The sequence below is a fragment of the Streptomyces sp. NPDC044002 genome, assembly GCF_056434525.1.
The window spans coordinates 20271-46056 of the sequence record NZ_JBWKEZ010000040.1; the positions used below are offsets into that span (position 1 = coordinate 20271).

The 25786-nt window shown below is 72.7% G+C and carries 29 protein-coding genes; 13 read left to right on the forward strand and 16 right to left on the reverse strand.

Annotation, left to right across the window (positions count from 1 at the left end; genetic code table 11):
- Positions 1–60: 60 nt before the first annotated feature.
- Positions 61–819 carry a GntR family transcriptional regulator gene (locus tag AC07A6_RS26465; RefSeq protein WP_478778802.1) on the reverse strand — a complete coding sequence of 253 codons (759 nt, stop codon included), beginning with the start codon at positions 817–819 and terminating at the stop codon, positions 61–63.
- A gap of 318 nt (positions 820–1137) precedes the next feature.
- Here AC07A6_RS26465 and AC07A6_RS26470 point away from each other — a divergent pair, with 318 nt between their 5' ends.
- Positions 1138–1392 carry a hypothetical protein gene (locus AC07A6_RS26470; protein WP_478778803.1) on the forward strand — a complete coding sequence of 85 codons (255 nt, stop codon included), beginning with the start codon at positions 1138–1140 and terminating at the stop codon, positions 1390–1392.
- Between the two features lie 562 nt (positions 1393–1954).
- On the opposite strand, the gene AC07A6_RS26475 is transcribed toward AC07A6_RS26470, so the two are convergent.
- Together AC07A6_RS26475 and AC07A6_RS26480 are read right to left on the reverse strand one after the other, a co-directional pair.
- Positions 1955–2593 (reverse strand): DUF6758 family protein, encoded by a 639-nt coding sequence (locus AC07A6_RS26475; RefSeq protein ID WP_042801712.1) that lies wholly within the window; start codon positions 2591–2593, stop codon positions 1955–1957.
- Between the two features lie 79 nt (positions 2594–2672).
- Positions 2673–3257 carry a suppressor of fused domain protein gene (locus AC07A6_RS26480; RefSeq protein ID WP_362467394.1) on the reverse strand — a complete coding sequence of 195 codons (585 nt, stop codon included), beginning with the start codon at positions 3255–3257 and terminating at the stop codon, positions 2673–2675.
- Between the two features lie 379 nt (positions 3258–3636).
- On the opposite strand from AC07A6_RS26480, the gene AC07A6_RS26485 reads away from it, so the two are divergent.
- Together AC07A6_RS26485 and AC07A6_RS26490 are read left to right on the forward strand one after the other, a co-directional pair.
- Positions 3637–4749, forward strand: a complete 1113-nt coding sequence (locus tag AC07A6_RS26485; RefSeq protein ID WP_362467395.1) for a magnesium and cobalt transport protein CorA — start codon at positions 3637–3639, stop codon at positions 4747–4749.
- A gap of 44 nt (positions 4750–4793) precedes the next feature.
- Positions 4794–5306, forward strand: a complete 513-nt coding sequence (locus AC07A6_RS26490; protein ID WP_478778804.1) for a hypothetical protein — start codon at positions 4794–4796, stop codon at positions 5304–5306.
- Between the two features lie 13 nt (positions 5307–5319).
- Here the strand turns inward: AC07A6_RS26490 and AC07A6_RS26495 are convergent, their stop codons facing one another.
- A complete protein-coding gene (locus tag AC07A6_RS26495) occupies positions 5320–6123 on the reverse strand; it encodes a hypothetical protein (protein ID WP_478778805.1) in 804 nt (267 codons plus the stop codon).
- Between the two features lie 178 nt (positions 6124–6301).
- Here AC07A6_RS26495 and AC07A6_RS26500 point away from each other — a divergent pair, with 178 nt between their 5' ends.
- The 3 genes from AC07A6_RS26500 (at position 6302) to AC07A6_RS26510 (ending at position 9450) form a co-directional block, all read left to right on the forward strand.
- A complete protein-coding gene (locus AC07A6_RS26500; protein ID WP_362467398.1) occupies positions 6302–7573 on the forward strand; it encodes a magnesium transporter MgtE N-terminal domain-containing protein in 1272 nt (423 codons plus the stop codon).
- 166 nt (positions 7574–7739) lie between these two features.
- Complete coding sequence (locus AC07A6_RS26505) at positions 7740–8246, forward strand: DUF1003 domain-containing protein (protein ID WP_362467405.1); 507 nt, start codon at positions 7740–7742, stop codon at positions 8244–8246.
- 88 nt (positions 8247–8334) lie between these two features.
- Positions 8335–9450, forward strand: coding sequence for an Mrp/NBP35 family ATP-binding protein (locus AC07A6_RS26510; RefSeq protein ID WP_478778830.1), 1116 nt, complete (start codon positions 8335–8337; stop codon positions 9448–9450).
- 59 nt (positions 9451–9509) lie between these two features.
- On the opposite strand, the gene AC07A6_RS26515 is transcribed toward AC07A6_RS26510, so the two are convergent.
- The 5 genes from AC07A6_RS26515 to sigE form a co-directional block, all read right to left on the reverse strand.
- Complete coding sequence (locus AC07A6_RS26515; protein ID WP_478778806.1) at positions 9510–10244, reverse strand: hypothetical protein; 735 nt, start codon at positions 10242–10244, stop codon at positions 9510–9512.
- A gap of 136 nt (positions 10245–10380) precedes the next feature.
- Positions 10381–10830 carry a sec-independent translocase gene (locus tag AC07A6_RS26520; protein WP_478778807.1) on the reverse strand — a complete coding sequence of 150 codons (450 nt, stop codon included), beginning with the start codon at positions 10828–10830 and terminating at the stop codon, positions 10381–10383.
- Positions 10831–10988: 158 nt separating this feature from the next.
- Complete coding sequence (locus tag AC07A6_RS26525) at positions 10989–12305, reverse strand: S1C family serine protease (RefSeq protein WP_478778808.1); 1317 nt, start codon at positions 12303–12305, stop codon at positions 10989–10991.
- Between the two features lie 87 nt (positions 12306–12392).
- On the reverse strand, positions 12393–13055 hold the full coding sequence (locus AC07A6_RS26530) for a zf-HC2 domain-containing protein (protein ID WP_478778809.1): 663 nt from the start codon (positions 13053–13055) through the stop codon (positions 12393–12395).
- The gene (sigE, locus tag AC07A6_RS26535; RefSeq protein ID WP_125605623.1) at positions 13052–13831 is read right to left on the reverse strand and encodes an RNA polymerase sigma factor SigE; all 780 of its coding nucleotides are present in this window, start codon (positions 13829–13831) and stop codon (positions 13052–13054) included. Before sigE ends, AC07A6_RS26530 begins: the two co-directional genes overlap by 4 nt.
- 167 nt (positions 13832–13998) lie before the next feature.
- Between sigE and AC07A6_RS26540 the strand changes: the two genes are divergently transcribed.
- Positions 13999–14661: an O-methyltransferase gene (locus AC07A6_RS26540; RefSeq protein ID WP_125605621.1), complete on the forward strand. Its 663-nt coding sequence runs from the start codon at positions 13999–14001 to the stop codon at positions 14659–14661.
- A gap of 593 nt (positions 14662–15254) precedes the next feature.
- On the opposite strand, the gene AC07A6_RS26545 is transcribed toward AC07A6_RS26540, so the two are convergent.
- Positions 15255–15422, reverse strand: a complete 168-nt coding sequence (locus AC07A6_RS26545) for a DUF3117 domain-containing protein (RefSeq protein ID WP_003966491.1) — start codon at positions 15420–15422, stop codon at positions 15255–15257.
- Between the two features lie 332 nt (positions 15423–15754).
- Here AC07A6_RS26545 and chcB point away from each other — a divergent pair, with 332 nt between their 5' ends.
- Positions 15755–16558, forward strand: coding sequence for a 2-cyclohexenylcarbonyl CoA isomerase (chcB, locus tag AC07A6_RS26550; RefSeq protein WP_478778810.1), 804 nt, complete (start codon positions 15755–15757; stop codon positions 16556–16558).
- A 4-nt stretch (positions 16559–16562) separates the two neighbouring features.
- On the opposite strand, the gene AC07A6_RS26555 is transcribed toward chcB, so the two are convergent.
- On the reverse strand, positions 16563–17144 hold the full coding sequence (locus AC07A6_RS26555; RefSeq protein WP_362473877.1) for a DNA-3-methyladenine glycosylase I: 582 nt from the start codon (positions 17142–17144) through the stop codon (positions 16563–16565).
- Positions 17141–17476 carry a DivIVA domain-containing protein gene (locus AC07A6_RS26560; protein ID WP_362473874.1) on the reverse strand — a complete coding sequence of 112 codons (336 nt, stop codon included), beginning with the start codon at positions 17474–17476 and terminating at the stop codon, positions 17141–17143. Before AC07A6_RS26560 ends, AC07A6_RS26555 begins: the two co-directional genes overlap by 4 nt.
- Before the next feature lie 82 nt (positions 17477–17558).
- On the opposite strand from AC07A6_RS26560, the gene folP reads away from it, so the two are divergent.
- The gene (folP, locus tag AC07A6_RS26565; RefSeq protein ID WP_362473871.1) at positions 17559–18419 is read left to right on the forward strand and encodes a dihydropteroate synthase; all 861 of its coding nucleotides are present in this window, start codon (positions 17559–17561) and stop codon (positions 18417–18419) included.
- Between the two features lie 41 nt (positions 18420–18460).
- Here the strand turns inward: folP and AC07A6_RS26570 are convergent, their stop codons facing one another.
- Complete coding sequence (locus AC07A6_RS26570; protein ID WP_362473868.1) at positions 18461–19225, reverse strand: LOG family protein; 765 nt, start codon at positions 19223–19225, stop codon at positions 18461–18463.
- Positions 19226–19289: 64 nt separating this feature from the next.
- Positions 19290–20369, reverse strand: a complete 1080-nt coding sequence (gene dapE, locus AC07A6_RS26575; RefSeq protein ID WP_362473865.1) for a succinyl-diaminopimelate desuccinylase — start codon at positions 20367–20369, stop codon at positions 19290–19292.
- Positions 20370–20447: 78 nt separating this feature from the next.
- Between dapE and AC07A6_RS26580 the strand changes: the two genes are divergently transcribed.
- On the forward strand, positions 20448–21467 hold the full coding sequence (locus tag AC07A6_RS26580) for a hypothetical protein (protein WP_478778831.1): 1020 nt from the start codon (positions 20448–20450) through the stop codon (positions 21465–21467).
- 289 nt (positions 21468–21756) lie between these two features.
- Positions 21757–22149 carry an ATP-binding protein gene (locus AC07A6_RS26585; RefSeq protein ID WP_478778811.1) on the forward strand — a complete coding sequence of 131 codons (393 nt, stop codon included), beginning with the start codon at positions 21757–21759 and terminating at the stop codon, positions 22147–22149.
- An 85-nt stretch (positions 22150–22234) separates the two neighbouring features.
- On the opposite strand, the gene AC07A6_RS26590 is transcribed toward AC07A6_RS26585, so the two are convergent.
- Both AC07A6_RS26590 and fdxA read right to left on the reverse strand, forming a co-directional pair.
- A complete protein-coding gene (locus AC07A6_RS26590; protein WP_478778812.1) occupies positions 22235–23329 on the reverse strand; it encodes a bifunctional succinyldiaminopimelate transaminase/glutamate-prephenate aminotransferase in 1095 nt (364 codons plus the stop codon).
- A 105-nt stretch (positions 23330–23434) separates the two neighbouring features.
- Positions 23435–23767 (reverse strand): ferredoxin, encoded by a 333-nt coding sequence (gene fdxA, locus AC07A6_RS26595; RefSeq protein ID WP_007266339.1) that lies wholly within the window; start codon positions 23765–23767, stop codon positions 23435–23437.
- 116 nt (positions 23768–23883) lie between these two features.
- Between fdxA and AC07A6_RS26600 the strand changes: the two genes are divergently transcribed.
- Both AC07A6_RS26600 and AC07A6_RS26605 read left to right on the forward strand, forming a co-directional pair.
- Positions 23884–24867, forward strand: a complete 984-nt coding sequence (locus AC07A6_RS26600; RefSeq protein ID WP_478778813.1) for a GNAT family N-acetyltransferase — start codon at positions 23884–23886, stop codon at positions 24865–24867.
- Complete coding sequence (locus AC07A6_RS26605) at positions 24864–25649, forward strand: transglutaminase-like domain-containing protein (RefSeq protein WP_362473847.1); 786 nt, start codon at positions 24864–24866, stop codon at positions 25647–25649. Before AC07A6_RS26600 ends, AC07A6_RS26605 begins: the two co-directional genes overlap by 4 nt.
- Positions 25650–25786: the final 137 nt, after the last annotated feature.

The window sequence follows — 25786 nt, forward strand, 5'->3', positions numbered from 1 at the left end:
AACTTGCGCGAACTTCTACGGATGCGCGGTCTCTGATCGCGACCACCGTGCCGATGTCGACTACGCGTCGAAGTCGTATTCCAGGACGTAGGACGCGGAGTCCAGGGTCATTTCGTTGACCTCGACGGCACGGCCGTCCTCGGCGAACGCGGTGCGCACGATGTGGATGACGGGGGTCCCCATGGAGAGGGCGAGGCTCTCAGCCTCTCCGGCGGAAGGCATACGGCACCGAACCTCCTCACGGAAGTGAACGGGCTTGTGGCCCAGCTCTGCCAGCCTCGCGTATGTCCCACCGGGCCCGGTGTCGGATTGGGTGATGGCGGAGTCGGCCACGACGTCTGACGGCAGATACGAGGTCGCGAACAGCACCGGCTTGCCGTCCAGTACGAACCGGCGGCTGCGCACCCAGACCGGAGACCCGTCCGGAACGTCGAGAGCCACGACGATCTCGTCGCTCGCCTGCTCTTCGTGCACCTCGACCTGGTCGACGACCAGCTCCCGATCCTCGCTGTCCGTGGACCAGATGGAACGTCCCGAGCCCCACTGCTCCTGAGCGAGCCGCTGAATGCCGTGCCGCCGCAGGGGCCTGAAGGCCCGGACGAAGACGCCGGCCCCCTTCCGGGCTTCCGCGAGGCCTTCGTTCTGGAGCACGCCGAGGGCTTGGCGTGCGGTCATCCGCGCGACGTCGTAGGTGGCCATGAGGTCGTTCTCGCCCGGCAGGCGGTCGCCCGGGCCGTACTCACCCGACCGGATCGCCGCCCTCAGCGCATCAGCAATCCGCTGGTACTTCGGCTGGCGAGTGCTGCCCTGGCTGGTCATCGAACGATCACTCCTTCTCTTCTCTAGACACCCTAGGGCCAGCGGTAGGGCACCGCACTTATCAGCCTTGCGGGCGAACATCTCTAGAGACCCATTGACGAGACGAGCGGGGTCGACTTCAGTGATGACATCTCTAGAGATGCCATCTGACTGAGAGGTGTACCTGCATGTGCCTGATGCCCGTCAGTACAGAGGGCTCTGACCCTCTCGCGAATCGCTGCTCCTGCGGAGCGGTGTTCGACCTCAGCGAGGACCTCCTGGATCGTGCCCACGTCGGCTGGGAACGCTTCCTGCGCACCTTCGAGGCGGCGGCGTCCGATGAGTGAGTGCTACGAGTACGTGCCGCACCGGCTCCTCCACCGACGCGTGCGTGACATCGCTTCAGGCGTCGAGGGCCTACTGATGGCCGTGATCAACGAAAACGTCTCCGACACCGGCATCGAGCGCTGGATGGAGCTCGCCTACATCCGGGGCGCCTCCGGCCGTGAATTCACCACCGCCGCCACCAACGTCGAACCCGCCCCAGACCAGCCCGAGACGACCGCCAGCCGCCGAGATCAGAGGAGCGCGTAGCGATCTGACGCGCCCACGCGCTCCCCGGGCTGCTCTGTTCGCCCTCTCGTGCAGGTATCAGCCCAAGACGGCCGCCGGACGCTGAGACGTGAGGAGCGCGTAGCGATCTGCTGCGTCCGGGTAGTCTGCAGGTCTCGCTGGTCAACCTCTCGTGCGGGTAGTGGCGCCCATGGCCCGGGATCGCAGATGTGGGGGCTCGGATGCCCGGCGGGCCGGGGCCCGGCCCCTCGCCTCATCGCTGAGGGAGCCGCTCCTCGCCTGTCTGCCCCGTGACCGTTCTTTTGGGGGTTTCCCGGCAGTCTTTCGGCTTTCCGGGGCGGGTCGGTCTGTCAAGGGTGGCCGAAGACCATCGCGAAGCGACGCGACGAAGGAGCGCCCTTGACAGGCCGGCACGACACGGAAGGACGATGGGACTGACGGGAAAACCCCCCAACCTTCTCTGATCCGGTCCGGGAGGGTGCCGCTCCCCTGCCCCCGGCCCGCAGACGAGGGGGCGGGTGGGCAAACACCGCCCCGCCCCCACCCCTCGAGGGGGAGATAGCGGGCCCGGACCGCGCGCCCCCTACCCCAGGATCCGCGGGCTCAGGGCCCCGCACGGCAGGAGTTCCACCTCCGAGCCCGCGTCGCGGAGGTCGGTGAGGACGAGTTCGTCGTACATGAGGAGGCCCGTCTGTTCGGGCCAGACGATGGCCCACAGCCACAGGCCGCGGGCCTCGCCCGCGAAGACGGCGCGGTCGTCCGGGGCGCCCTTGACGTGCCACAGCGGGGTGGGGCGGCCCGCCGCGACGACCTTGGCGTGCGGCGGGGCCGAGACGTTGATGTAGGGGCCCGGGTCGGGGGCGTCGATGCCGGCGAAGCGGGAGCCGAGGCCGACGCCGAGCTCCTCCGCGATCAGCAGCAGCTCCCCGAGGCCGCCGAGCGGCCCCGGACCGGTGCAGGCCACGGCGGTGGCGCGGCCGCCGCTGCGGTCGTCACCGGCGCTCGCCACTCCGGTGAACAGCCAGCCGACCGGCAGCGGCCACGGCATCCACACGGGCACGTTCGCCCGGTTGACGACGACCTCCAGCCCTTCGACGCTGGGCGGGATCACAGGCTGTAGCGGGTGGACGGCGCCGTGCACCGCGCACTGCCAGGAGTCGGAGAAGAGGCCGGGCGCGCGGACCCGGCCACCGCACTTCGGGCAACTCGGTTCGCCCCTCATAAGAAGCACGCTCCTCCCCGCCCGGGGCGTCGTCAAGACGCGATCACCCGTCCGGGCTCACTCCGGGCTCACTCCGGGCTCAGTCCAGTGCGACGGCCGTACGCAGAGGGTCCCGCAGATCCGTGCCGCGCGCGAGCCAGCGCTCCTGGAGCGCGGCGGCTCCGTGCACCCGCTTCCAGGCGGCCTCGTTCGCCGTCATGGGGAGCAGCGGGAGGAAGCGGACGGGGTCCATGGGGTCGTCGAGATCGAGGTCCTCGACGAGTCCCCCGGGCTCGGCTACGAGTACGGAGGTGAACGGAGCGCCGTCCCAGAGCGGTTCGCCGACGTCCAGCGAGGCGCCGGGGGCGACGACGAGCCCCTCGACCATCGGGGAGGCCGCGAGCACGGCCAGTGGCCGCAGCAGCTTGTCGGTGGGTGCGAGGCCGGCCCGTACGGTCAGCACCAGTTCGGCGCGCGGGCCGCGCACCGGGTCGGCGACGACGGCGGTGGGGTCGGTCATGGGGTGGGCGGACATGCCGAGGGTCGCGTACCGGACGAGGTCGCCGTCGGTGAAGCGGAGGACCTCGATGCGGTCGGTGCCGAGGAAGGTGACGGAGGCGCGGGCGTCGGGTTCGCCGAGCGTGCTGCGCAGCCGGGCTTCGACGAGGGCCAGAATTTCTGCCATGGAGCGAGCATAGAACTCGTATCCGCCGGGTAAAGGGCGGGTCTTGACCATCCGTCGGCTGATAGTGTTGACAGCTGGTCGGGGCCGCACTCAGAAGAGTTGTCTCAGGGCTCCGGCGACAGGACGTCCCCCACGGGGGACCGGCCGGAGGAGGTGGGGCTGCGATGGATCGAAGTCGATCGTGCAGTACCAGCCGCTCTTCGGCGTCCTTCCAGGGCTTCTCCAGCCCTCTTTGATCTTCTGATCAGCAGAAGAGCGACGGCAGAACTTTGTCCTCCCGTCCTGTTTCCCTCCGTGGGCCCCGGGCTGTCCGCCCCCGGCCGCCACAGGGGGCCTCCCACCCGTGCGGTCCGCAGCCGTGCGCGAGAAGGAGCCTGCCATGTCGATGCTGCCCTACCTCCGTGCCGCCGTCCGTCCGGCACTGCGCAAGTCCACCCCCGTACAGCCCGGCTACGACACCACCCGCGACCCCTCCGCCAGCAGTGCGGTGGTCGACTGCGCCGTGTACCGCGACGGGCGGCGCGCGCAGGGGGACTGCCTGACGCCGCGTGAGGCCCTGCGCCGGGTGCGCGAGGACGGGGGCTTCGCCTGGATCGGGCTGCACGAGCCCACCCACGAGGAGTTCGCCGGGATCGCCGCGACGTTCGGGCTGCACCCGCTGGCGGTGGAGGACGCGGTGCACGCGCACCAGCGGCCGAAGCTGGAGCGGTACGACGAGACCCTCTTCACCGTCTTCAAGACGATCCACTACGTGGAGCACGCCGAACTGACCGCGACCAGCGAGGTGGTGGAGACGGGCGAGGTGATGTGCTTCACGGGCCCCGACTTCGTCATCACCGTCCGGCACGGCGGCCAGGGGTCCCTGCGGAGTCTGCGCCACCGGCTGCAGGACGATCCGGAGCTGCTGTCGCGGGGGCCGTCGGCGGTGCTGCACTCGATCGCGGACCACGTGGTCGACGGGTACATCGCGGTCGCGGCGGCGGTGCAGGACGACATCGACGAGGTGGAGAGCGCGGTCTTCGCCGCCCCCGCGAAGGGGGTCGCCCGCGGCGGTGACGCGGGCCGCATCTACCAGCTCAAGCGGGAGGTGCTGGAGTTCAAGCGGGCGGTGTCGCCGCTGCTGCGGCCGATGGAGCTGCTGAGCGAGCGGCCGATGCGGCTGGTGGACCCGGACATCCAGAAGTACTTCCGGGACGTGGCCGACCACCTGGCGCGGGTGCACGAGCAGGTCATCGGCTTCGACGAGCTGCTGAACTCCATCCTCCAGGCGAACCTGGCGCAGGCCTCGGTCGCGCAGAACGAGGACATGCGCAAGATCACCTCCTGGGCGGCGATCATCGCCGTGCCGACGATGATCTGCGGCGTGTACGGGATGAACTTCGACCACATGCCGGAGCTGCACTGGAAGTACGGCTACCCCCTGGTGATGGCCGCCATCGTGGGCAGCTGTTTCGCGATCCACCGGACGCTGCGGCGCAACGGCTGGCTCTAGCGGCTGGCTGTAGCGGCCGGGAGCGCACCGCCTACGCTGTGCGCATGACTCTCAGCGCGCTCGACCTGGCCCTCGTCGAGGAGGCCTCCAAGAAGTCCGGCCTGATCTGGGTCCGCGGCACCGGTGCCGACCGGGCCCTGTGGCACGCCTGGGTGGACGGCGCCGCGCACGTGCTCGGCGACGGCCCCGGCGAGCAGCCCTTCCCCGGGCTCGCGGACGGTGCCTCGGCGGAGGTGACCGTACGCAGCAAGGACAAGGGCGGCCGGCTCGTGGCGTGGACCGCGGCCGTACGGGAACTCGTGCCCGGCAGCGAGTCCTGGGAGGCGGCGGTCGCCGAGCTGAAGGGCAAGCGGCTGAACGCGCCCGACTCGGAGCAGATGACGGAGCGCTGGGCGCGGGAGTGCCGGCTGCTGCGCCTGGAGCCGGTGGCGGTGGCGGACGGGCTGCCGACGGGTTCGCTGGCGGCGCGGCCGGTGGGCTCCCCGGCGGTCACCCGCAAGCCGATCCCGGCGGGTCTGCCGAAGCTGCTGCTGAAGCGGAAGAAGGCGAAGCGCTAACGCGCGCCGCCGCTCAGCCCTTGGGGTCGGCGCCCTGGCCGGAGGACTTCGAGGGTGCCGGGGAGGCGCCGGGGACGGTGCCCTTGCCGTCCTTGGTGGTCGGCAGCTGGCTGCCGTAGTCCACGGTCTGGTCCTGCGCGGGCGCCTCCAGCGGGAAGGTCTTGCCCCACTCGGACAGCTCCACCCGGCCGGCGCCGCCCGCGCGCTCCATCAGCAGCGGGTACGGGGTGCCCTCCAGGGACACCGTCAGCTTGCCGCCCTTGCCGGCGTCGGCGGAGACGGGGACCGCCTTGGTGTGGCCGACGGTGGTGTAGGAGCCCTTGGTGAGCTTGCCCTGGAGGCCGAGCAGCCCGTCCAGCAGGACGTGCATGTCGGTGAACCCGCGGAACTGCTTGTAGGAGGGGTCCCCCTCGGGCACCTTCACGTACTTGTCGCCGAGCTTGCCCGCCGAGTCCGACTTGCCCCAGAAGGCGGCGCTGGCCTTCAGGTACAGCTGTTCGCCGACCCGCAGCAGCTGGAAGGTGTCCTCGGCCGACTTCACCTCGCCGGAGCCGCCGTCGGCCTTGAGCCGCATGTCGAGGGTGAAGGTCTTGCCGCCGGTGACGAGGGTGCCGGCCAGGTGGACCGAGTTCGCGGCGGTCGCGGCGGCCTTGGCCTGGCCCTCGATCTTGTCGGCGGCGAGCTTGCCGACGCCGTTCGTGCCCTTGTCGGGGTCCTTCTTCTCCGCGCAGCCCGTACCGGCGACGGCGAGGCCCGCGCAGAGGGCACCGATGAAGGCGGCCCGGCGCAGCCGTACGGCGGGGGTGTGGGCGGTCACGGGCGTGTGCCTTCCGTCGGGGGTCTGCGGCAGCAGGCAGCGTACCCGTCCGCCGGCGCGGCCCCGGCGGTCCCCCGGACGCACCCCGGCCGGGCGGCCCCACCAGGACGCCTTCGCCCGCCACGGGCTAGCCTGAGGCACGGCACGACTGTTGATGGACGCTCTAGGAGGCGCACGGATGGCTGCAGGCGCCCCGCGGATCTTCGTGTCGCATCTGTCGGGTGTGCCCGTCTTCGACCCCAATGGCGACCAGGTCGGCCGCGTCCGCGACCTCGTGGCGATGCTGCGGGTGGGCGGCCGCCCGCCCCGGCTGCTGGGCCTGGTGGTGGAGGTCGTCAGCCGGCGGCGGATCTTCCTGCCGATGACGCGGGTGACGGGCGTGGAGTCGGGCCAGGTCATCACCACCGGCGTGGTCAACATGCGGCGCTTCGAACAGCGCCCCACGGAGCGGCTGGTCCTGGGCGAGCTGCTGGACCGGCGGGTGCGCCTGGTGGACGGCGGCGAGGAGGTCACCGTCCTGGACGTGGCCATCCAGCAGCTGCCGGCCCGCCGGGACTGGGAGATCGACCGGATCTTCGTGCGCAAGGGCAAGGGCGGTGCGCTGCGCCGGCGCGGCGAGACGCTGACCGTGGAGTGGTCGGCGGTGTCCGGCTTCTCCCTGGAGGAGGAGGGCCAGGGCGCCGAGAACCTGGTCGCGACCTTCGAGCAGATGCGTCCGGCGGACCTGGCGAACGTCCTGCACCACCTGACGCCGAAGCGGCGCGCCGAGGTGGCCAACGCCCTGGACGACGACCGGCTCGCGGACGTCCTGGAGGAGCTGCCCGAGGACGACCAGGTGGAGATCCTCGGGAAGCTGAAGGAGGAGCGCGCCGCCGACGTCCTGGAGGCCATGGACCCGGACGACGCGGCGGACCTGCTCTCCGAGCTGCCGGAGGAGGAGAAGGAGCGGCTGCTGACGCTGATGCAGCCGGACGACGCGGCCGACGTGCGGCGCCTGCTGTCGTACGAGGAGAACACCGCGGGCGGTCTGATGACCACCGAACCGATCGTGCTGCGCCCGGACGCCACCGTCGCGGACGCGCTGGCCCGCGTGCGCAAGTCGGACCTGTCGCCGGCGCTGGCCGCGCAGGTCTACGTCTGCCGGCCGCCGGACGAGACGCCGACGGGCAAGTACCTGGGGACGGTGCACTTCCAGCGGCTGCTGCGGGACCCCCCGTTCACCCTGGTCAGCTCCCTGGTGGACGCCGACCTGCCGCCGCTGCGCCCGGACGCCTCGCTGCCCGCGGTGACGAGCTACCTGGCCGCGTACAACATGGTCGCGGCGCCCGTCGTCGACGAGAGCGGTTCGCTGCTGGGCGCGGTCACCGTGGACGACGTACTGGACCACCTGCTGCCCGACGACTGGCGGGAGACGGACTTCCACTCCGAGGAGGCGCTGCGTGGGCACTGAGCGCGGGCGCGGCGATGCGGCGCGCGAGCGGCGCCGGGAGCGGCGCGAGCAGGCCCGGGAGGGGCTCTCGGAGCGTCTGGAGGAGGCCGCCGAGCGGCTCCGCAACGAGCGGACGGAACGTTCCGCCGAACGGGCCAGGAGCGCGGCCCCGGCGGGGGCGAGCGCGCTGACGCGGTCGCGCGTACGGCTGGACCAGCCGCGCCCGGACCGCCGCAAGCTGCTGCCCGAGTACGACCCGGAGGCGTTCGGGCGGCTGTCGGAGCGGGTGGCGCGGTTCCTCGGCACGGGCCGGTTCATCGTCTGGATGACCCTGGTCATCGTGGTGTGGGTGCTGTGGAACATCTTCGCGCCGGACTCCCTGCGCTTCGACCAGTACCCGTTCATCTTCCTGACGCTGATGCTGTCGCTGCAGGCCTCGTACGCGGCCCCGCTGATCCTGCTCGCGCAGAACCGGCAGGACGACCGGGACCGGGTCACCCACGAGCAGGACCGCAAGCAGAACGAGCGCTCCATCGCGGACACCGAGTACCTGACCCGGGAGATCGCGGCGCTGCGCATGGGCCTGGGCGAGGTCGCCACCCGCGACTGGATCCGCTCGGAGTTCCAGGACCTGATCAAGGAGATGGACGAGCGGCGGCTATTCCCCGGTGAAAGTGACGAAGGCGACCGCTGATCGGCTTACCTGAGGCCTGCTACCGAGCCGTACCATCGGGTGCATGGCTACCGAGACACCCTCCGCCGCCGTGCCGGAGCAGGACGCGATCCTGGACGCGCTGGCGACGGTCAACGACCCCGAGATCCACCGGCCGATCACCGAGCTCGGCATGGTCAAATCGGTGGAGATCGGCGAGGGCGGCGCCGTCGCCGTCACGGTCTACCTCACGGTGTCGGGCTGCCCCATGCGCGAGACCATCACCAAGAACGTCACCGAGGCCGTCGAGAAGGTCGCGGGCGTCACCTCCGTCGCCGTCACCCTGGACGTGATGAGCGACGAGCAGCGCAAGGAGCTGGCGGCGACCCTGCGCGGCGGCACCGCCGAGCGCGAGGTGCCGTTCGCCAAGCCGGGGTCGCTGACCCGCGTCTACGCGGTCGCGTCCGGCAAGGGCGGCGTGGGCAAGTCCTCCGTGACGGTCAACCTGGCCGCGGCGATGGCGGCCGACGGCCTGAAGGTCGGCGTGGTCGACGCGGACATCTACGGGCACAGCGTGCCGCGGATGCTCGGTGTGGACGGCAAGCCGACCCAGGTCGAGAACATGATCATGCCGCCGTCCGCGAGCGGCGTGAAGGTCATCTCCATCGGCATGTTCACCCCGGGCAACGCCCCCGTGGTGTGGCGCGGTCCGATGCTGCACCGGGCCCTCCAGCAGTTCCTGGCCGACGTGTTCTGGGGCGACCTGGACGTGCTGCTGCTGGACCTGCCGCCGGGCACCGGCGACATCGCGATCTCGGTCGCGCAGCTGGTCCCGAACGCCGAGATCCTGGTGGTGACCACCCCGCAGCAGGCCGCGGCCGAGGTCGCGGAGCGGGCCGGCTCGATCGCGGTGCAGACGCACCAGAAGATCGTGGGCGTCGTCGAGAACATGTCGGGCCTGCCGTGCCCGCACTGCGACGAGATGGTGGACGTGTTCGGCTCGGGCGGCGGCCAGAAGGTCGCCGACGGCCTGACCAAGACGGTCGGCGCGACGGTTCCGGTGCTCGGCACGATCCCGATCGACGTCCGGCTGCGCGAGGGCGGCGACGACGGCAAGCCGGTCGTGCTGTCCGACCCGGACTCCCCGGCGGGCGCGGCCCTGCGCACCATCGCCGGCAAGCTCGGCGGCCGCGCCCGCGGCCTCTCGGGCATGAGCCTGGGCATCACGCCGCGGAACAAGTTCTAGGAGAAGGGGCACCACCTGGCGGTGGTGCCCCTTCACGCTGCGCGGACCCTGCGGGCCGCCTACTCGTACGCCGCGAGGTCGATCGCCGAGAAGCCCAGCCCGTACGCGCTCATCCCCCGCCCGTACGCCCCCAGGTGCACCCCGCTCCCGGTGGAGCCGGCCAGCACCCACCCGAACTCCGACTCCCGGTAGTGGAACGGCGTCGGCTCCCCGTCCACCGGCAGCGACAACGTCGACCAGTCCGGCCCCGCGAGGTCGTCGGCGAGCTCCCAGGCGGCCTCCGTCTGCTGGTCGAGCCAGTCGGCGCGCCGGGTGTGGTCCATCTGCGGAGGCCAGCTGTAGGACAGCAGCCCCGAGCCGGCCAGCCAGGCCGCCGAGGAGACCGAGGTGGCCTCCAGGACTCCGGTGCCGTCGCCGCTGCGGCGCTGCGGGTTGCCGGCGACGGTGATCACCACCGCGAAGCGGTCCTTCTCGCCGGTGGCGATCTCCCCCCGGGCGGACGGCTCGTCGCCGTGGCCGGTGGATCCGTGCTCCACGCTGCCGTCGGCGCCGGTGCCGACCTGCATGAGCCAGCGGGGGCCGGTGAAGGCCCCGTCCAGGCCGTACCAGGGGAATTCGGCGCTCAGGTAGCCCGCCGCCCCCCGGCGGGCCTTCGGGACCGGCGCGGCGGCTTCCTGGGGCTGGCCGGGCGCGGCCTGGCCGCCGGTATGTTCCGGGGGCTCGGTCGGCCCGGGTGCGTCTCCGGGGGCTTCGGCGGGCTGTGCGCCCACCCGACTGCTGCTCGTCGTCTCCATGGGCGGCCTCTCGTTCCGTGGGGTCCGGAACGGCCCTCCCCCTCGCCTGGCTGGGGGGACCCCCCTCCGCGGGCGGCCTGGGTCCGGACAGATGGAGGATAGCCATCCGGTCCCGGATCGACGGGCAGGCTGCGGATCAGGTGGCGTCGGCGTCGAAGGGGGTGCGGTGCTCCTGGGCCGGTGCCGCGGGCTTCTTCAACAGGTCCGGACCGGTCCCGGCGGCGGGCGTGGCGGAGGGCGCCGCGGCGGCCTGGGACGGGTCGGCCTCCCGGCCGTTCACCGCGTCGGTGACCTCGTTGAGCTCCTTGCGGAGGTCGAAGCTGCTGCGCAGCTCCTGGAGGTCCTCGTTCTCGGTGAGCTGCTTGCGGATGAAGGTCTTCGGGTTCAGGTCCTCGAACTCGAAGTCCTTGAACTCGGGGCCCAGTTCGGAGCGGATGTCCTGCTTGGCGCTGTCCGAGAACGCGCGGATCTTCCGGATGAACCCGGAGACGTCCTGGATCACCTTCGGCAGCTTGTCCGGGCCGAAGACGAGGATGGCGAGCACCACGATGGTGACCAGCTCGAGTGCGCCTATGTCGTTGAACACCTTGCCGCTCCTCGGCTCTCTCCACTTCCGGCCCGGTCAACGGTACCCGGCCTTCCTTGCGCTCCCCTACGCCGGTGCGCGACCGTTCCCGGATTCACCCGGGCGTCATCCGGTGTTCGTGTCGCGGACGGGTCGCCCGGAAGCCGCCCGGGAGCCGTTCAGGAGCCGCTCGCCGAGCCGAGGACGACGTCCAGGGTGCGTTCCCTGCCGTCGCGCAGGACGGTCAGGCCGAGGCGGTCGCCGGGCCGGTGGGCCCTGATCTTGATGATCAGTTCGTCGCCGCCGTGCACGCGTACGCCGTCCACCTTGGTGATCACGTCTCCGGGCCGGATCCCGGCGCGGGCGCCCGGGCCGTCGGCGACCACGGAGGGCTTGCCGTCCTCGCCCTTGGCATCGACCCGGGCTCCGTCGCCCTTGTACTCCATGTCCAGGGTGACGCCGATGACGGGGTGGGTGGCGCGGCCGGTGCGGATGAGTTCCTCCGCGACCCGCTTGCCCTGGTTGACGGGGATGGCGAAGCCCAGGCCGATGCTGCCGCTCTGGCGGGTGGGGTCGTCGCCGTCCTCGCCCTTGTCGGCGCCGCGGATGGCGCTGTTGATGCCGATCACGTGGGCGCGGGAGTCGAGGAGGGGGCCGCCGGAGTTGCCGGGGTTGATGGGGGCGTCGGTCTGGAGGGCGTCGACGTAGCTGATGTCGCTGCCGTCGCGCTTCCCGCCGCCCGCGGTGATGGGGCGGCCGGTGGCGCTGATGATGCCCGAGGTGACCGTGTTGGAGAGGTCGAAGGGGGCGCCGATGGCCACCACCGGGTCGCCGACGCGGACGTTCTCGGAGTTCCCGAGCGCCAGCGGGCGCAGGCCGCGGACCCCGCTGACCTTCACCACGGCCAGGTCGTAGCCGCCGTCCCTGCCGACCAGCTCCGCGCGCACGCTCTCGCCGGTGCTGAAGGTGACCGTTATGTCGCGGGCGTCGGCGACGACGTGGTTGTTGGTCAGGATGTGGCCCTGGTCGTCCAGGACGAAACCGGTTCCGGTGCCGCTGCCGCCGCCCCCGCTGACGTGCAGGGTGACCACGCCGGGCAGGGCGGTGGCCGCGATGCCCGCCACGCTGTCGGGGGCCCGGTCCTTGGCGTCGGCGGCGGCCTGCGGGAGCTCCAGCCGGGTGCTGGTGCGCCGCTCGGCCAGGATGCCGAGGTAGCCGCCTGCGCAGCCCGCGAGGAGGGCGATGACCGCGCCGACGACCGCCAGCCGCCACAGCGCGGGCCCGCCGCGCGGCGCCCTGCCCTGGTCGACGACCTGGAGCGGACCGGCGGCCCAGGGGTCGTAGCGGGGGCCGGGAGCGGAGCCGGGGGCCGGCTCCGGGTCCGCGTCAGGGGCGGGCGGGGTCCGGCCGGCGTCCGCGTCCGGGCCGGGCTCCGGCGTGGCGGCGGGCCGGCTCCACCACGTCGGAGCCGGACCGTTCTGCTGACTGTCGGACATGGGCGCTCCCCCGCGGGCCTGGCGCACCGCGGGGCGGCGCGTGTGCCGCAGATTCAACCAGGTACCCGGGCCCCTCGGGGGCCCGGGTCAGCGGGAGAGGGAAACCGGCTGGGCCGTCGCCGGGGGCGAGGAAGCCGCTGTCGGCAGCTGCCCCACCGGGACCGGGCCGGTCGTCACGCCGGGGGTCGGGACCCGGTCGCGCACGAAGGCGTCGGTCAGCGGCACCGCGGGTCCGGGCCTGGTCGCGGGCGCCTCCCCCCGGGCGTTCGGCTCGATCCCGTCCAGCGGCAGCGCGCCGCCGAGCGCGATCGCGGCCAGCGACACGGCCCCCGCCGCCACGAAGGCGAAGCGGCGTCTGGGACGGCCCACCTCGTGGATGCGGAAGCCCTCGCGCGGGGCGGCCGGAGCGGAGTACCCGAACGAGGAGAACGGGTCGACGCCCGGAGCCGGGGGCGCGAGCGGAGCCCCCGGTCCGCCGCCCGGACCGGCGGGCCCGGCAGGCCCGTCCGGGCCCGCTCCCGGCAGCCCCTGGAGCCGGGCCAGCAGGCCGGCCGACAGCGGTGGCGGGGCGCTCTCCACGAACAGGGTCTTCAGCCGGCGCTGCGCGTCGGCCTCGGCCTTGCACTTGGCGCAGGTCGCCAGGTGCGCCAGCACCCGCTCGCGCGCGTCGTGCTTCAACTCCCCGTCCACCAGGGCGGCGAGCCGGTCGCCCAGGTGCTGTTCGGCGGGGGAGGGACTCGCTCCGCTCACTCGGCTCCGCCCTCTCCCCCGGCGCCCGGCGCGCCCACCGCCACGCCCGCCAGCGCGCGCTGCTCGGCGCGGAACTCGGGAGAGCGGTGCTTGAGCGCCTTGCGCAGGTGCGAGCGGCCGCGGTGGATGCGGCTGCGGACGGTGCCGAGCTTCACGCCGAGCGTGGCGGCGATCTCCTCGTAGGACAGGCCCTCGATGTCGCAGAGCACCACGGCGGCGCGGAACTCGGGCGCGAGGGTGTCCAGCGCCTGCTGCACGTCGGCGTCGAAGTGCGTGTCGTGCAGGACCTGCTGGGGGGACGGCTCGCGGCTCGGCAGCCGCTCTGCGGCGTCGTCGCCGAGCGCGTCGAAGCGGATCCGCTGCTTGCGGCGCACCATGTCCAGGAACAGGTTCGTGGTGATGCGGTGCAGCCAGCCCTCGAAGGTGCCGGGCGTGTAGGTGGACAGCGAGCGGAAGACGCGGACGAAGACCTCCTGCGTCAGGTCCTCGGCGTCGTGCTGGTTGCCCGTCAGGCGGTAGGCGAGGCGGTAGACCCGCGCGCTGTGCGTGCTGACGATCTCCTCCCATGAGGGAGGGGTCCACGCCTGGGAGCCCGCGTCAGCGGCAAAGGTCGCGGTGGTCGCGGTGTGGGCGGTGTGGAAGCGGTCAGCAGTGTAGGTCACGGATTTCGGCTCACCCGCCGACCAGAAGAGACGTCTGAGGACGCCTCCACGATCCACAGGCGCAGCCGCACCTCCCCTGTCGGCTCTGGTGGTGTCCAGTGGAGCCCCTACCATAGCCACCCCTCCCGTCAGCTCTGGATAAGCATTTTTGCAGTAACTTTGCACGGACCTCGGGGTCCGGACCGCCGATCTGCCCGCAGCCGTCCCCTCTATCCCGCCTCTCACCCTCCCAACGCCCGGTCCCATCTGCGGGTTCCCGACGTCAGCGGATACAGTCACCGTTGCGCCAACTATGGGGACAGGAGAGGGTCATTAGCGGCAACCGGCAGACGAGCTGGGCGTTCGCCGACGCGTTTGTCGCCGAGGACGACGCTCTGCGATGGGCCCGAGACCGGTCCAGGGAAGCGGGCCTGCGGTCCGTGTCCCCCGGCACCGGGGCCGCGCTGCGTCTGCTCGCCGCCACCGCGGACGCCAAGGCCGTCGCCGAGATCGGCACCGGGACCGGCGTCTCGGGGATCCACCTGCTGCACGGGATGCGGCCGGACGGGGTCCTGACCACGGTGGACCCCGAACCCGACCGGCAGGCCTTCGCCCGCCAGGCCTTCCGCGCGGCCGGCTTCGCGGGGAACCGCGCGCGGTTCATTCCGGGGCGGGCGCTGGACGTGCTGCCGCGGCTCGCCGACGGCGGGTACGACCTGGTCTTCTGCGACGGCGACCCGGCCGAGTCCCTCGACTACCTCGCGGAATCGTTGCGGCTGCTGAGGCCGGGCGGTCTGGTGTGCTTCGAGGGGGTCTTCGCGGACGGGCGTACGGTCGACTCCGCCGCCCAGCCGGTGGAGGTGATCCGGGTGCGGGAGCTGCTGCGCAGCGTGCGGGAGAGTCCGGCGCTGGAAGCTGCGCTGCTGCCGGTGGGGGACGGGCTCCTCTGCGCGGTCCGGCGGTAGCCCTGCCGCTGCCCTGGCCGGGCGGTGTCCGGGTCCCGCTGCCGCTGCCGCTGCCCTGGCCGGGCGGTGTCCGGGTCCCGCTGCCGCTGCCCTGGCCGGGCGGTGCGCGGGCCTTCCGCTGCGCGGGGCCGGTCCCCTACCCGCCCTTCGCCCGTTCCCCGGGGCTCCGCCCCGGACCCCTCCTGGGGGCTCCGCCCCCAGACCCCCGCGCCTCAAACGCCGGCGGGGCTGGATTCTCCAGCCCGCGCGGCGTTTGAGCGCACCGGGCGCGCAGCGCCCGGTCTCTCAGCCCCGCCGGCGCTTGAGGCGCGGGTCCGGGCAGCGCCCGGGGAACGGTGGAAGGGCGGGTAGGGGACCCAGCTCCGCGCAGCGGCACATCCACCCGCAGAGGACCCACCGGCAGCGGCCACGCGAACCGGCCCCGCCCCACAGGCCGCCGGACGGAGTACGGCGCAGAGCCGGTGAGGCGCCCCGGTGCCGCACCGCGCGAGCGGCGCGTGAAAAGGGCGTGGCGTGCGGGCGGCGCAGCAAAAAAACGCCCGCCCCCGCCGCAGTAAGCGGCAGGGGCGGGGTCAAGATCTAGTGGCCGAGGCTCAGCCGACGACCTTCTTCAGGGCGTCACCCAGGGCGTCCGCCTCGTCCGGCGTCAGCTCGACAACGAGCCGACCGCCGCCTTCGAGCGGTACGCGCATGACGATGCCTCGCCCCTCCTTGGTGACCTCGAGCGGGCCGTCGCCCGTCCGCGGCTTCATGGCCGCCATGCTCGTTCCCCTTCCTGAAACCAGCTCATCGTCAGCCGACGGCCCCGTTCAGGCGCCTAGTACCCGGCATCGAACACATTGCTTCCCAGCCATTATCCCGCATGTCAGGACCCGATGACCAACATCGGAAGGGAACGCTTGCGCAACGCGCTCGACCAAAACCACTCATTTCGGGGATCCGCCTGCGATACTTCGCCGTCGCCCCCGGGGGTGGGGCTCCGCTTTGTTTGACGCACATCACATGCCCGCCCCCGGTCCCGTCCGCCATGCTGACCTTTGCACCCGCCGGTACCGGCCGGTAGCCAAGCCCGCGACGAAGGGGGACCCCCGCCATGGCCGACAGCGTGCTCTACGAAGTGACCGACGGACTCGCGACCGTCACGATCAACCGGCCCGACGCGATGAACGCCATGAACACGGAGGCCAAGGTCGCCCTGCGCGACGCCCTCCGGGCGGCCGCCGACGACACCGCCGTACGGGCGGTCCTGCTCACCGCCGCCGGGGACCGGGCCTTCTGCGTGGGCCAGGACCTCAAGGAGCACATCGGCAACCTCGCCGCGGACCGCGAGAACGGCTCGACGCTCACGATGAGCACGGTCTCCGAGCACTACAACCCGATCGTGCGGGCCCTGACGGAGATGCCCAAGCCCGTCGTGGCCGCGGTCAACGGCGTCGCCGCCGGGGCCGGCTTCGGGTTCGCGCTCGCGGCGGACTTCCGCGTCGTCTCCGAGACGGCGTCCTTCAACACCTCCTTCGCCGGGGTCGCGCTGACCGCCGACTCCGGGGTGTCCTGGACCCTGCCGCGGCTGATCGGCGCCTCCCGGGCCTCCGACCTGCTGCTGTTCCCCCGGTCCATCAAGGCGCAGGAGGCCCGCGAGCTGGGCATCGTGAACCGGCTGGTGCCCGCGGAGTCGCTGCGCGCGGAGGCCGAGAAGGTGGCCCGGACCCTCGCTTCCGGCCCGACGGTGGCCTACGCGGCCATCAAGGAGTCCCTGGCGTACGGGGCCTCGCACACGCTCTCCGAGGCCCTGGAGCGCGAGGACGTCCTCCAGACCCGTGCGGGGGCCTCCGAGGACCACTCCATCGCCGTGCAGGCCTTCCTCGCGAAGCAGCCGCCGCAGTACCTGGGCCGCTGAGGCCTCACCCCTCGCGGGAGACGCAGCCCGCGAGGTGGTCGTTGACCAGGCCGCACGCCTGCATCAGGGCGTAGGCCGTGGTCGGCCCGACGAAGCGGATGCCCGCCTTCTTCAGGGCCTTGGCCAGGGCCGTGGACTCCGGGGTCACCGCCGGCACGTCGGCGGTGCTCCTCGGGGCCCGGCCCGGCTTCTCGGGGGCGTGCGACCAGATCAGCGCGTCCAGCTCCCCCGCCCCCCAGCCGGCCAGCACCTTCGCGTTGGCGAGGGTGGCCTCGATCTTGGCCCGGTTGCGGATGATCCCCTCGTCGCCCATCAGCCGTTCGGCGTCGGCCGGCCCGAACTCCGCGACCGCCGCGATCTCGAAGTCCGCGAAGGCCTTCCGGAAGCCCTCGCGGCGGCGCAGGATCGTGATCCAGGACAGCCCGGACTGGAAGGCCTCCAGGCACAGCCGTTCGTACAGGGCGTCGTCCCCGTGGACGGGCTTGCCCCATTCGGTGTCGTGGTAGACGACGTAGTCCTCCGTGGACAGCCCCCACGGGCAGCGCAGCCCGCCGTCCGGGCCCGCCGCCAGCCCCGCGCCGCTCACCGCTCGTCCTTCGTGAGGTCGACCCGGTCCGCCGGGGCGTGGGCGTGGGCGCGGGCGGCCGTCAGCTCCGCGATCCGCGCGTCCCGCTCGGCCAGCTCGGCAGCGAGCCGGTCCAGTACGTCGTCCACCTCGGCCATCCGGTAGCCGCGCGGCGCGACCGGCAGCCGCAGCGCGTCGATGTCCGCCCGCACCACCGGCCGGCTCTCCGGGAGCGCGTCGGCCACCCGGTCCGGCTCGGCCTCGGGCAGTACGGCTTCGGAGCCGCCGCCGACCACCGCGAGGGTGACCGCGGCCACGACCACGACCAGCGCGATCAGCAAGAACCAGAACACGATCAACTCCCCTGAGAGACTCCTGCCCTCAGGTTAAGGTCGCAGACGAGGCGCGAGGGTCGCCGAAGGAGGAAAGAGCAGGATGCTGCGACTGGGCAGGCGCGAGTTCGACACCCACGAGCCGGTGATCATGGCCATCGTGAACCGCACCCCGGACTCCTTCTACGACCAGGGCGCCACCTTCCGCGACGAGCCGGCCCTCGACCGGGTGGAGCAGGCCGTGGCCGAGGGCGCGGCGATCATCGACATCGGCGGGGTGAAGGCGGGCCCCGGTGAGCACGTGGACGCGGCGGAGGAGGCCCGGCGCACGGTCGGCTTCGTGGCGGAGGTGCGCCGCCGCCACCCCGACGTGGTGATCAGCGTGGACACCTGGCGGCACGAGGTCGGCGAGGCGGTCTGCGAGGCCGGGGCGGACGTGCTGAACGACGCGTGGGGCGGGGTGGACCCGAAGCTGGCGGAGGTCGCCGCGCGCTACGGCGCGGGCATCGTCTGCACCCATGCGGGCGGGGTCGAGCCGCGCACGCGGCCGCACCGGACCTCGTACGAGGACGTGATGGACGACATCCTGCGCGTCACGGTCGGCCTCGCGGCGCGGGCCGAGGCCCTCGGGGTGCCCCGCGAGTCGATCATGATCGATCCGGGTCACGACTTCGGGAAGAACACCCGGCATTCACTGGAGGCCACCCGCCGGCTCGCGGAGATGACCGAAACCGGTTGGCCGGTGCTGGTCTCCCTGTCCAACAAGGACTTCGTCGGCGAGACCCTCGACAAGCCGGTCAAGGAGCGCCTGCTGGGCACCCTGGCGACCACGGCCGTCTCGGCCTGGCTCGGCGCGCAGGTCTACCGCGTCCACGAGGTCGCGGAGACGAAGCAGGTCCTCGACATGGTCCGTTCGATCCAGGGGCACCGTCCGCCGGCCGTCGCCCGCCGCGGCCTGGCCTGAGGCCCCGGAGCCGCGCCGCCGCGGCGGCGCGGCCGTGGTCCCTACTTGCCGACTTCCTTCGTCACCAGGGCGATCGCCTCGTCCACGTCGTCGGTGACGTGGAAGAGGTAGAGGTCCTTCTCCGAGGCCTTGCCCTGGGCGATGACCGTGTTGCGCAGCCAGTCGATCAGGCCGCCCCAGTACTCCGTGCCGAAGAGCACGATGGGGAACCTGGTGATCTTCTGCGTCTGGACCAGGGTCAGCGCCTCGAACATCTCGTCCAGGGTGCCGAGTCCGCCCGGCAGGACCACGAAGCCCTGGCTGTACTTCACGAACATCGTCTTGCGGACGAAGAAGTACCGGAAGTTCAGTCCCAGGTCGACGTGCTGGTTGAGCCCCTGCTCGAAGGGGAGCTCGATGCCCAGGCCGACGGAGATGCCGTTCGCCTCGCGGGCGCCCTTGTTGGCCGCCTCCATCGCGCCCGGGCCGCCGCCGGTGATGACGGCGAAGCCGGCCTCGACGAGCGCGCTGCCGATCCGTACGCCCGCCTCGTACTCGGGCGAGTCCGCCGGTGTGCGGGCCGAGCCGAACACGCTGATCGCGGGCGGCAGCTCTGCCAGGGTGCCGAAGCCCTCGATGAACTCCGACTGGATGCGCAGGACCCGCCAGGGATCGGTGTGCACCCACTCGGAGGGCCCGGCCGAGTCCAGCAGCCGCTGGTCCGTCGTACTGCCCGCCTGCACCTGGCCCCGCCTGCGCAGCACCGGCCCGAGCTGCTGCTCCTCGGGCCGACGGCGCGGCCCCTCGGCATTGCCGTGGTTGCCCATGATGTGCTCCCTCCAGCTGATCGTTGGATCAGGTTAGGCGCACGAAGGTGGCCGGAAGGGGAATTTACGAGGTCAGCCAGGCGCGGAGTCGTTCCTCGCAGTGCAGGATGGCCTTCGTCTCGACACGCTCGTCGACCTTGTGGGCCAGCAGGGCGTCGCCCGGCCCGTAGTTGACCGCCGGGACGCCCAGCGCGCTGAAGCGGGAGACGTCCGTCCAGCCGAACTTGGGCATCGGGCGGCCGCCGACCGCCTCCATGAAGGCCGCCGCGGCCGGGTGGGACAGGCCGGGCAGGGCGCCGCCGGAGGAGTCGTCGACCACGAACTCGGCGATGTCGCAGTCCGCGAAGACCTCCCGGACGTGGGCCAGCGCGTCGGCCTCGCTGCGGTCGGGGGCGTAGCGGAAGTTCACGGTGACCGTGCAGGCGTCCGGGATCACGTTGTTGGCGACGCCGCCCTCGATGCGGACCGCGTTGAGGCCCTCGTGGTACTCCAGGCCGTCGATGACCGGCTTGCGGGGCTCGTACGCGGCCAGCTTCGCCAGGATCGGGGAGGCGGCGTGGATGGCGTTGGAGCCCATCCAGCTGCGCGCGGAGTGGGCGCGCTCGCCCTTGGTGCGCAGCAGCACGCGCAGGGTGCCCTGGCAGCCGCCCTCGACCTCGGCGTTGGAGGGCTCCAGCAGGACGGCGAAGTCACCGGCCAGCCAGTCGGGGTGGGCGTCGGCGACCTTGCCGAGGCCGTTGAGGTCGGCGGCCACCTCCTCCTGGTCATAGAAGACGAAGGTGAGGTCGCGGTTGGGTTCGGGGACGGTCGCCGCGATCCTCAGCTGTACGGCGACCCCGGACTTCATGTCCGTCGTGCCGCAGCCCCACAGGACGTCGTTCTCGTCCAGGCGGGACGGGACGTTGTCGGCGATCGGCACGGTGTCGAGGTGGCCGGCCAGTACGACGCGCTCGGCGCGGCCGAGGTGCGTACGGGCGACGACGTTGTTGCCGAGGCGGTCGACGGTGAGGTGCGGGAGGGCGCGCAGCGCGTCTTCCACCAGGTCGGCGAGCACCTTCTCGTCGCCGCTCACGGAAGGGATGTCGACGAGCCGGGCGGTCAGCTCGGCAGCGTCCAGGGTGAGGTCCAGCTCGGATTCGGACATGGAACTGACCCTAACGCCCCGGGATGGGAGGGAAGCGGGAGCGTCCGGCCGGTGGACGGTTTATCGGCCTCAAGTACGGTGGGCCGCGTGTCCGAGACCGATCGCTCCCGCCCCCGCCGCCGCCGGCCGTTCCGCAAGGCCGTTGGCCTGGTCGTCCTGCTCGGGGTGATCGGGTACTTCGTCGTCCAGCGGGATTCCGGCAGCGGTGCCTCCTTCTGCACCGCTTCGGCGACCGGAGCGGCGGGCTCCGCGGGTGCGGGGGACGTCCAGACGTACGAGATGACCCCGGAGCAGGCGGCGAACGCGGCGACGATAGCCGCCGTCGGGATCTCCAAGGGGCTGCCGGACCGGGCGGTGACCATCGCGCTGGCGACGGCTATGCAGGAGTCTGCGCTGCGCAACCTCGACCACGGGGACCGGGATTCGCTGGGCCTGTTCCAGCAGCGGCCCTCGCAGGGCTGGGGGACCCCGGAGCAGATCATGGACCCGGTGTACTCGGCGGGGATCTTCTACGACCGGCTCGCGGAGATCAAGGGCTACACCAGGCTGCCGCTGACGGTGGCGGCGCAGAAGGTGCAGCTCAGCGGTTTCCCGCAGGCGTACGCGAAGCACGAGCCGGACGCGACGGTGCTGACGGCGGCCTTCGGCGAGAACGGCACGCCGGCCTCCCTGGTCTGCTCCGGCCCGGTGCCCCCGGCGGGCGACCCGGAGAAGGTGCGGGCGGAGCTGGTGCGGGCGTTCGGGGCGCCGGCGAAGGATGCGCTGGGCGCGGGCCGGGCGGGTGCTCCGGCGGGGCGCTCGGCGTCGCCGGGCGGGTCCGTGCCCGAGGCGGAGGTCGGGCTGCGGCTCAAGGAGGGCGGCGGTGCGGCGGAGGCGCGGCGCGGGCGGGCGATGGCCCACTGGGCGGTGGCCCGGTCCAAGGAGCTGGGCATCGCGCGGGTTTCGTACGACGGTTCCTCGTGGGTGGCCGGGCGGGACGGCGGCGCGTGGCAGGGCAAGGGCAAGGGCAAGGGCAAGGGCAAGGGCGGCGCCGGGGACCCGCACGGCGCGGCGCCGGGCGAGGTGCGGATCTTCATGGCCCGCGCCGCCACGCGCTGACCCCCGCGGGGGCGCCGCCCGCGTGCGCCCCCGGCGTGCGCACGGCGCGGCGGTGACGCCCCGGCGGCACGGTCACGCGTACGCCCCTTCACCCGGGAGGGGTGTCCACGCGTTCGGCCCGTACACCCGGGAGGTGGACAGAACCGCAGGTCGGGGCGGGTCCGGTGCTCTTGTCACGGAAGCCGATTAAACGATGCGTTACTGATCCTTTACCCGGCGGGTCCGCAACTCCCCCCACCCCGGGAGCGGTTGTACACGGCGTACTCAGCCGCTACCGCTTAGGAGCATCATGACCCTCCCCCTGACCCGTCGGATCGCCCGCGCCGCGCTTCTCCTCGCAGCCGGTACCGCTCCCGTGGTCGGTGCGGCAGGCGCCGCCAGCGCGGCCGACGCCGTGGGCCTGGAGTCCCTGCCGAAGCTGAACACGCTCACCGCCCCGGACGCCGGGGCGGCCACCGACGCCGCGCACACCGCCACCGAGGCCGTCCCGGCCGCCGCCCCCGTCGCCGGTCCCGCCTCGGAGGTCGTCGGCGGCGCCGGAGCCGCGGGCCAGACCCTGGGCGGCCTGCCGGTCGCCGGGCAGGCCCTGGGCGGCGGCCTCCCCGGCGGCGGCCTCCCCGGCGGCGGCCTGCCGGGCGGCGGCCTGCCGGGCGGCGGCCTGCCCGGCGGCCTGCTGGGCTGACCCCCCGCCGGACCCGCGAACGCCCGAGGGGGCTGGGAGCTGCTGCTCCCGGCCCCCTCGGCCCGTTTCCCGCCGGCGGCGCCCGTCAGCCGAGGCGCTTGACCGCGGCGGCGACCCGCTCGTCGGTGGCGGTGAAGGCCACGCGGACGAAGTTCGCGCCGGCCTCGCCGTAGAAGTCGCCCGGCGCGACCAGGATGCCGAGCTCCGCCAGGTGCGCGACGGTGTCCCAGCAGGGCTCGTCGCGGGTCGCCCACAGGTAGAGGCTGGCCTCGCTGTGCTCGATGCGGAAGCCGTGCGCCTCCAGGGCCGTGCGCAGCGCCTCGCGGCGGGCGGCGTAGCGGCCGCGCTGCTCCTCGACGTGGGCGTCGTCGCCGAGGGCCGCCACCGTGGCCGCCTGCACCGGGGCGGGGGTCATCATGCCGCCGTGCTTGCGGATCTCCAGCAGCTCGCCGAGGACGGCCGCGTCACCGGCGATGAACGCGGCCCGGTAGCCGGCCAGGTTGGAGCGCTTGGAGAGCGAGTGGACCGCGACGAGGCCCTCGTAGGAGCCGCCGCACACGTCGTCGTGGAGGACGGAGACGGGCTCGGCCTCCCAGCCCAGCTCCAGGTAGCACTCGTCGCTGAAGACGAGAATGCCGTGCTCGCGCGCCCAGGCGACGATCCGGATCAGCTCTTCCTTCGGGATGACCTTCCCGGTGGGGTTGGACGGGGAGTTGAGCCACAGGAGCTTCACGCCCGCCGGGTCCAGCTCGGTCGGGTCGTCGTAGACGACGGCCTCGGCGCCGCACAGCCGCGCACCGACCTCGTACGTCGGGTACGCGAGGCGCGGGTAGGCGACCTTGTCCCCGGCGCCCAGGCCCAGCTGGGTCGGCAGCCAGGCCACCAGCTCCTTGGAGCCGACCACGGGCAGGACGTTGCGGTGTCCGGCGGCGCTCGCGCCGAGGCGGCCCCGCAGCCAGCCGGTGATCGCGTCGCGCAGGGCGGGCGTGCCCCACACGGTCGGGTAGCCCGGGGAGTCCGCGGCGGCGACCAGGGCGTCCTGGATCAGCTGCGGCACCGGGTCGACGGGGGTGCCGACGGACAGGTCGACGATGCCGTCAGCGTGGGCCGCTGCCGTGGCCTTGTACGGCTCCAGCTTGTCCCAGGGGAACGTGGGAAGACGGTCGGAAACTGCGGCCACGGTGCTCTGCTCTCTCTCAGGGACTGGAAGGGTGCGGGAAAACGGCTCGGTCCCGCGCGGCGGGAGTGCCGTACGGGACCGAGAAGCGCGTCTGCCGTGAAACGGTCAGTGCTCGCCGGCGTTGATGTCGGCGGGCAGCGCGGCGACGAAGGGGTGGTCGCGCTCGATCAGGCCGAGCTTGGAGGCACCACCGGGCGAGCCGAGCTCGTCGAAGAACTCGACGTTCGCCTTGTAGTAGTCCTTCCACTCCTCCGGGGTGTCGTCCTCGTAGAAGATGGCCTCGACGGGGCAGACCGGCTCACAGGCGCCGCAGTCGACGCACTCGTCCGGGTGGATGTACAAGGACCGCTGGCCCTCGTAGATGCAGTCGACGGGGCACTCTTCGATACAGGCCTTGTCCTTGACGTCGACACAAGGCTCCGCGATGACGTAGGTCACGCTCTCGTTCCTCCTCGGTAGGGCTGTCCATTCGCGCGGGAGCGCGGCGTCGTCGATGCCCGCACCTAGTATCTCCGTTCCCGGGCACGATCCGAACAGGAGGGGCGGACAGAGCTGTGGAAATCACTGCCGGTGGGCTGCTGGAGATCCGTATTACCCCGGCTGACGTGGGTAAACGAGTCTCTGTACGACGGGTGGAGGACGGCGGGAGCGGTGCCCCTGTATTCGCGGACGCGGTAGGGGTTCTCACATCCTGGAACAGGGGTGTGCTGACGATCACACGCAAGGACGGCGTGTCCGTCCACATCCCGGAATCGTCGCTGGTCGCGGGCAAGGTCGTGCCGCCCGCGCCGGCCCGGCGGCGGGGTCCCGCGGCCTCCTTCGAGGAGCTGGCGCGGGTCACTGCGCGGGCCTGGGTGCCGCTGGAGAGCGAGCCGCTCGGCGAGTGGACGCTGCGGGCCGCCGGCGGGTTCACGCGGCGCGCCAATTCCGTGCTCCCGCTCGGCGATCCCGGCATACCCCTGGACGAAGCACTCGCGCGGGTGACCTCCTGGTACGCGGAGCGCGATCTTCCGGCGTACGTGCAGGCCGCGACGGGTGCCGCCGGGACGCAGGAGCTGCTCTGCGCCGAGCTGGAGCGGCGCGGCTGGGTCAACGAGGTCTCGGCGGAGGTCCGCATCGGGGGCCTGGCCCCGGTCGGCGACCTGGACGCGGACGCGGCCGCGGTACGGCTGGCCCGCGAGCCGGACGAGGCGTGGCTGGCCCGCTACGGCAAGGTGCGGGACCCGGAGCTCGCCCGGCGGATGCTGGTGGAGGGCCCGTCGGTGTGGTTCGCCTCCCTGGACGGCGGCCGGGCGATCGGGCGCTGCGTGGTCGACGGCCGCTGGGCCGGCTTCGCGGCCGTCACCGTCGCCCCGGAGGACCGGCGGCGCGGGCTCGCGACGGCGGTGATGACGGCGCTGGCCCGGCGGGCGCTGGAGGAGGGCGCGTCGGCGGCGTGGCTCCAGGTGGAGACGGACAATCCGGCGGCGCGGGCCCTGTACGACGGGATGGGCTTCGCCACGCACCACTCCTACCACCACTTCCGGGCGGCGCGGTGAACACGCGCGAGCTGTTCGCGGCGGAGGCCCGCGCGGAACGGCCCGACCTGGCCCGGCTGTGCCTGCTGCTGGCCGCGGAGGCGGACCCGGCGCTGGACGAACGGGCCATGGACCGGGCCGAGATCGAACTGGACCGGCTCGCGGGAATGCTGCCGTACGGGCTGCGGGACGCGCGGTCGTGGGCGGCGGCGGTAACGGAACTGCTGGGCGGCCGGCTGGGCTTCCACGGCACCCCGAAGGACTACGACCGGCTGTCGTCCTCGCTCCTGCACGAGGTGCTGCTGCGCCGGCGGGGCCTGCCGATCCTCCTCTCGGTGGTGTGGCTGGAGGTGGCCCGGCGGGCCGGAGCGCCGGTGTACGGGCTGGGGCTGCCGGGGCACTTCGTGGTGGGCTTCGGGGACCCGGAGGACTCGGTGGTGGTCGACCCCTTCGCCGGCGGCGCCTCGCTGGGCGCGGGCCCGGCGGAACTGGCGGCCTCCCCCAAGACCCCGGCCCGCACCCTGGACATCGTGCTGCGGATCCTGAACAACATCCGCGCCTGGGCCGCCGCCCGACCGGAGCACACGGCGGTCGCCCTGTGGGCCCTGGACCTGTCGCTGCTCCTGCCGTCCCACCCGGCGGCGCTGCGGTACGAGCGGGCGCGGCTCCTGGTGGAGCGGGGGTCCTTCCGGGAGGGCGCGGCCGAACTGGACGGCTACGCGGAGATCATGGACGCGGTGGACAAGGACGAGGCGGCCCGCATCCGCGGCGAGGCCGTTGCTGCTCGCGCCCTGCTGAACTGACCGCGCCGCCGTTCGCTGCCGCCGCTGCGCGGGGCTGGGTCCCCTACCCGCCCTTCGCCCGTTCCCTGGGGGCTCCGCCCCCAGACCCCCGCGCCTCAAACGCCGGCGAGGCTATAGATAGCCCCGCCGGCGTTTGA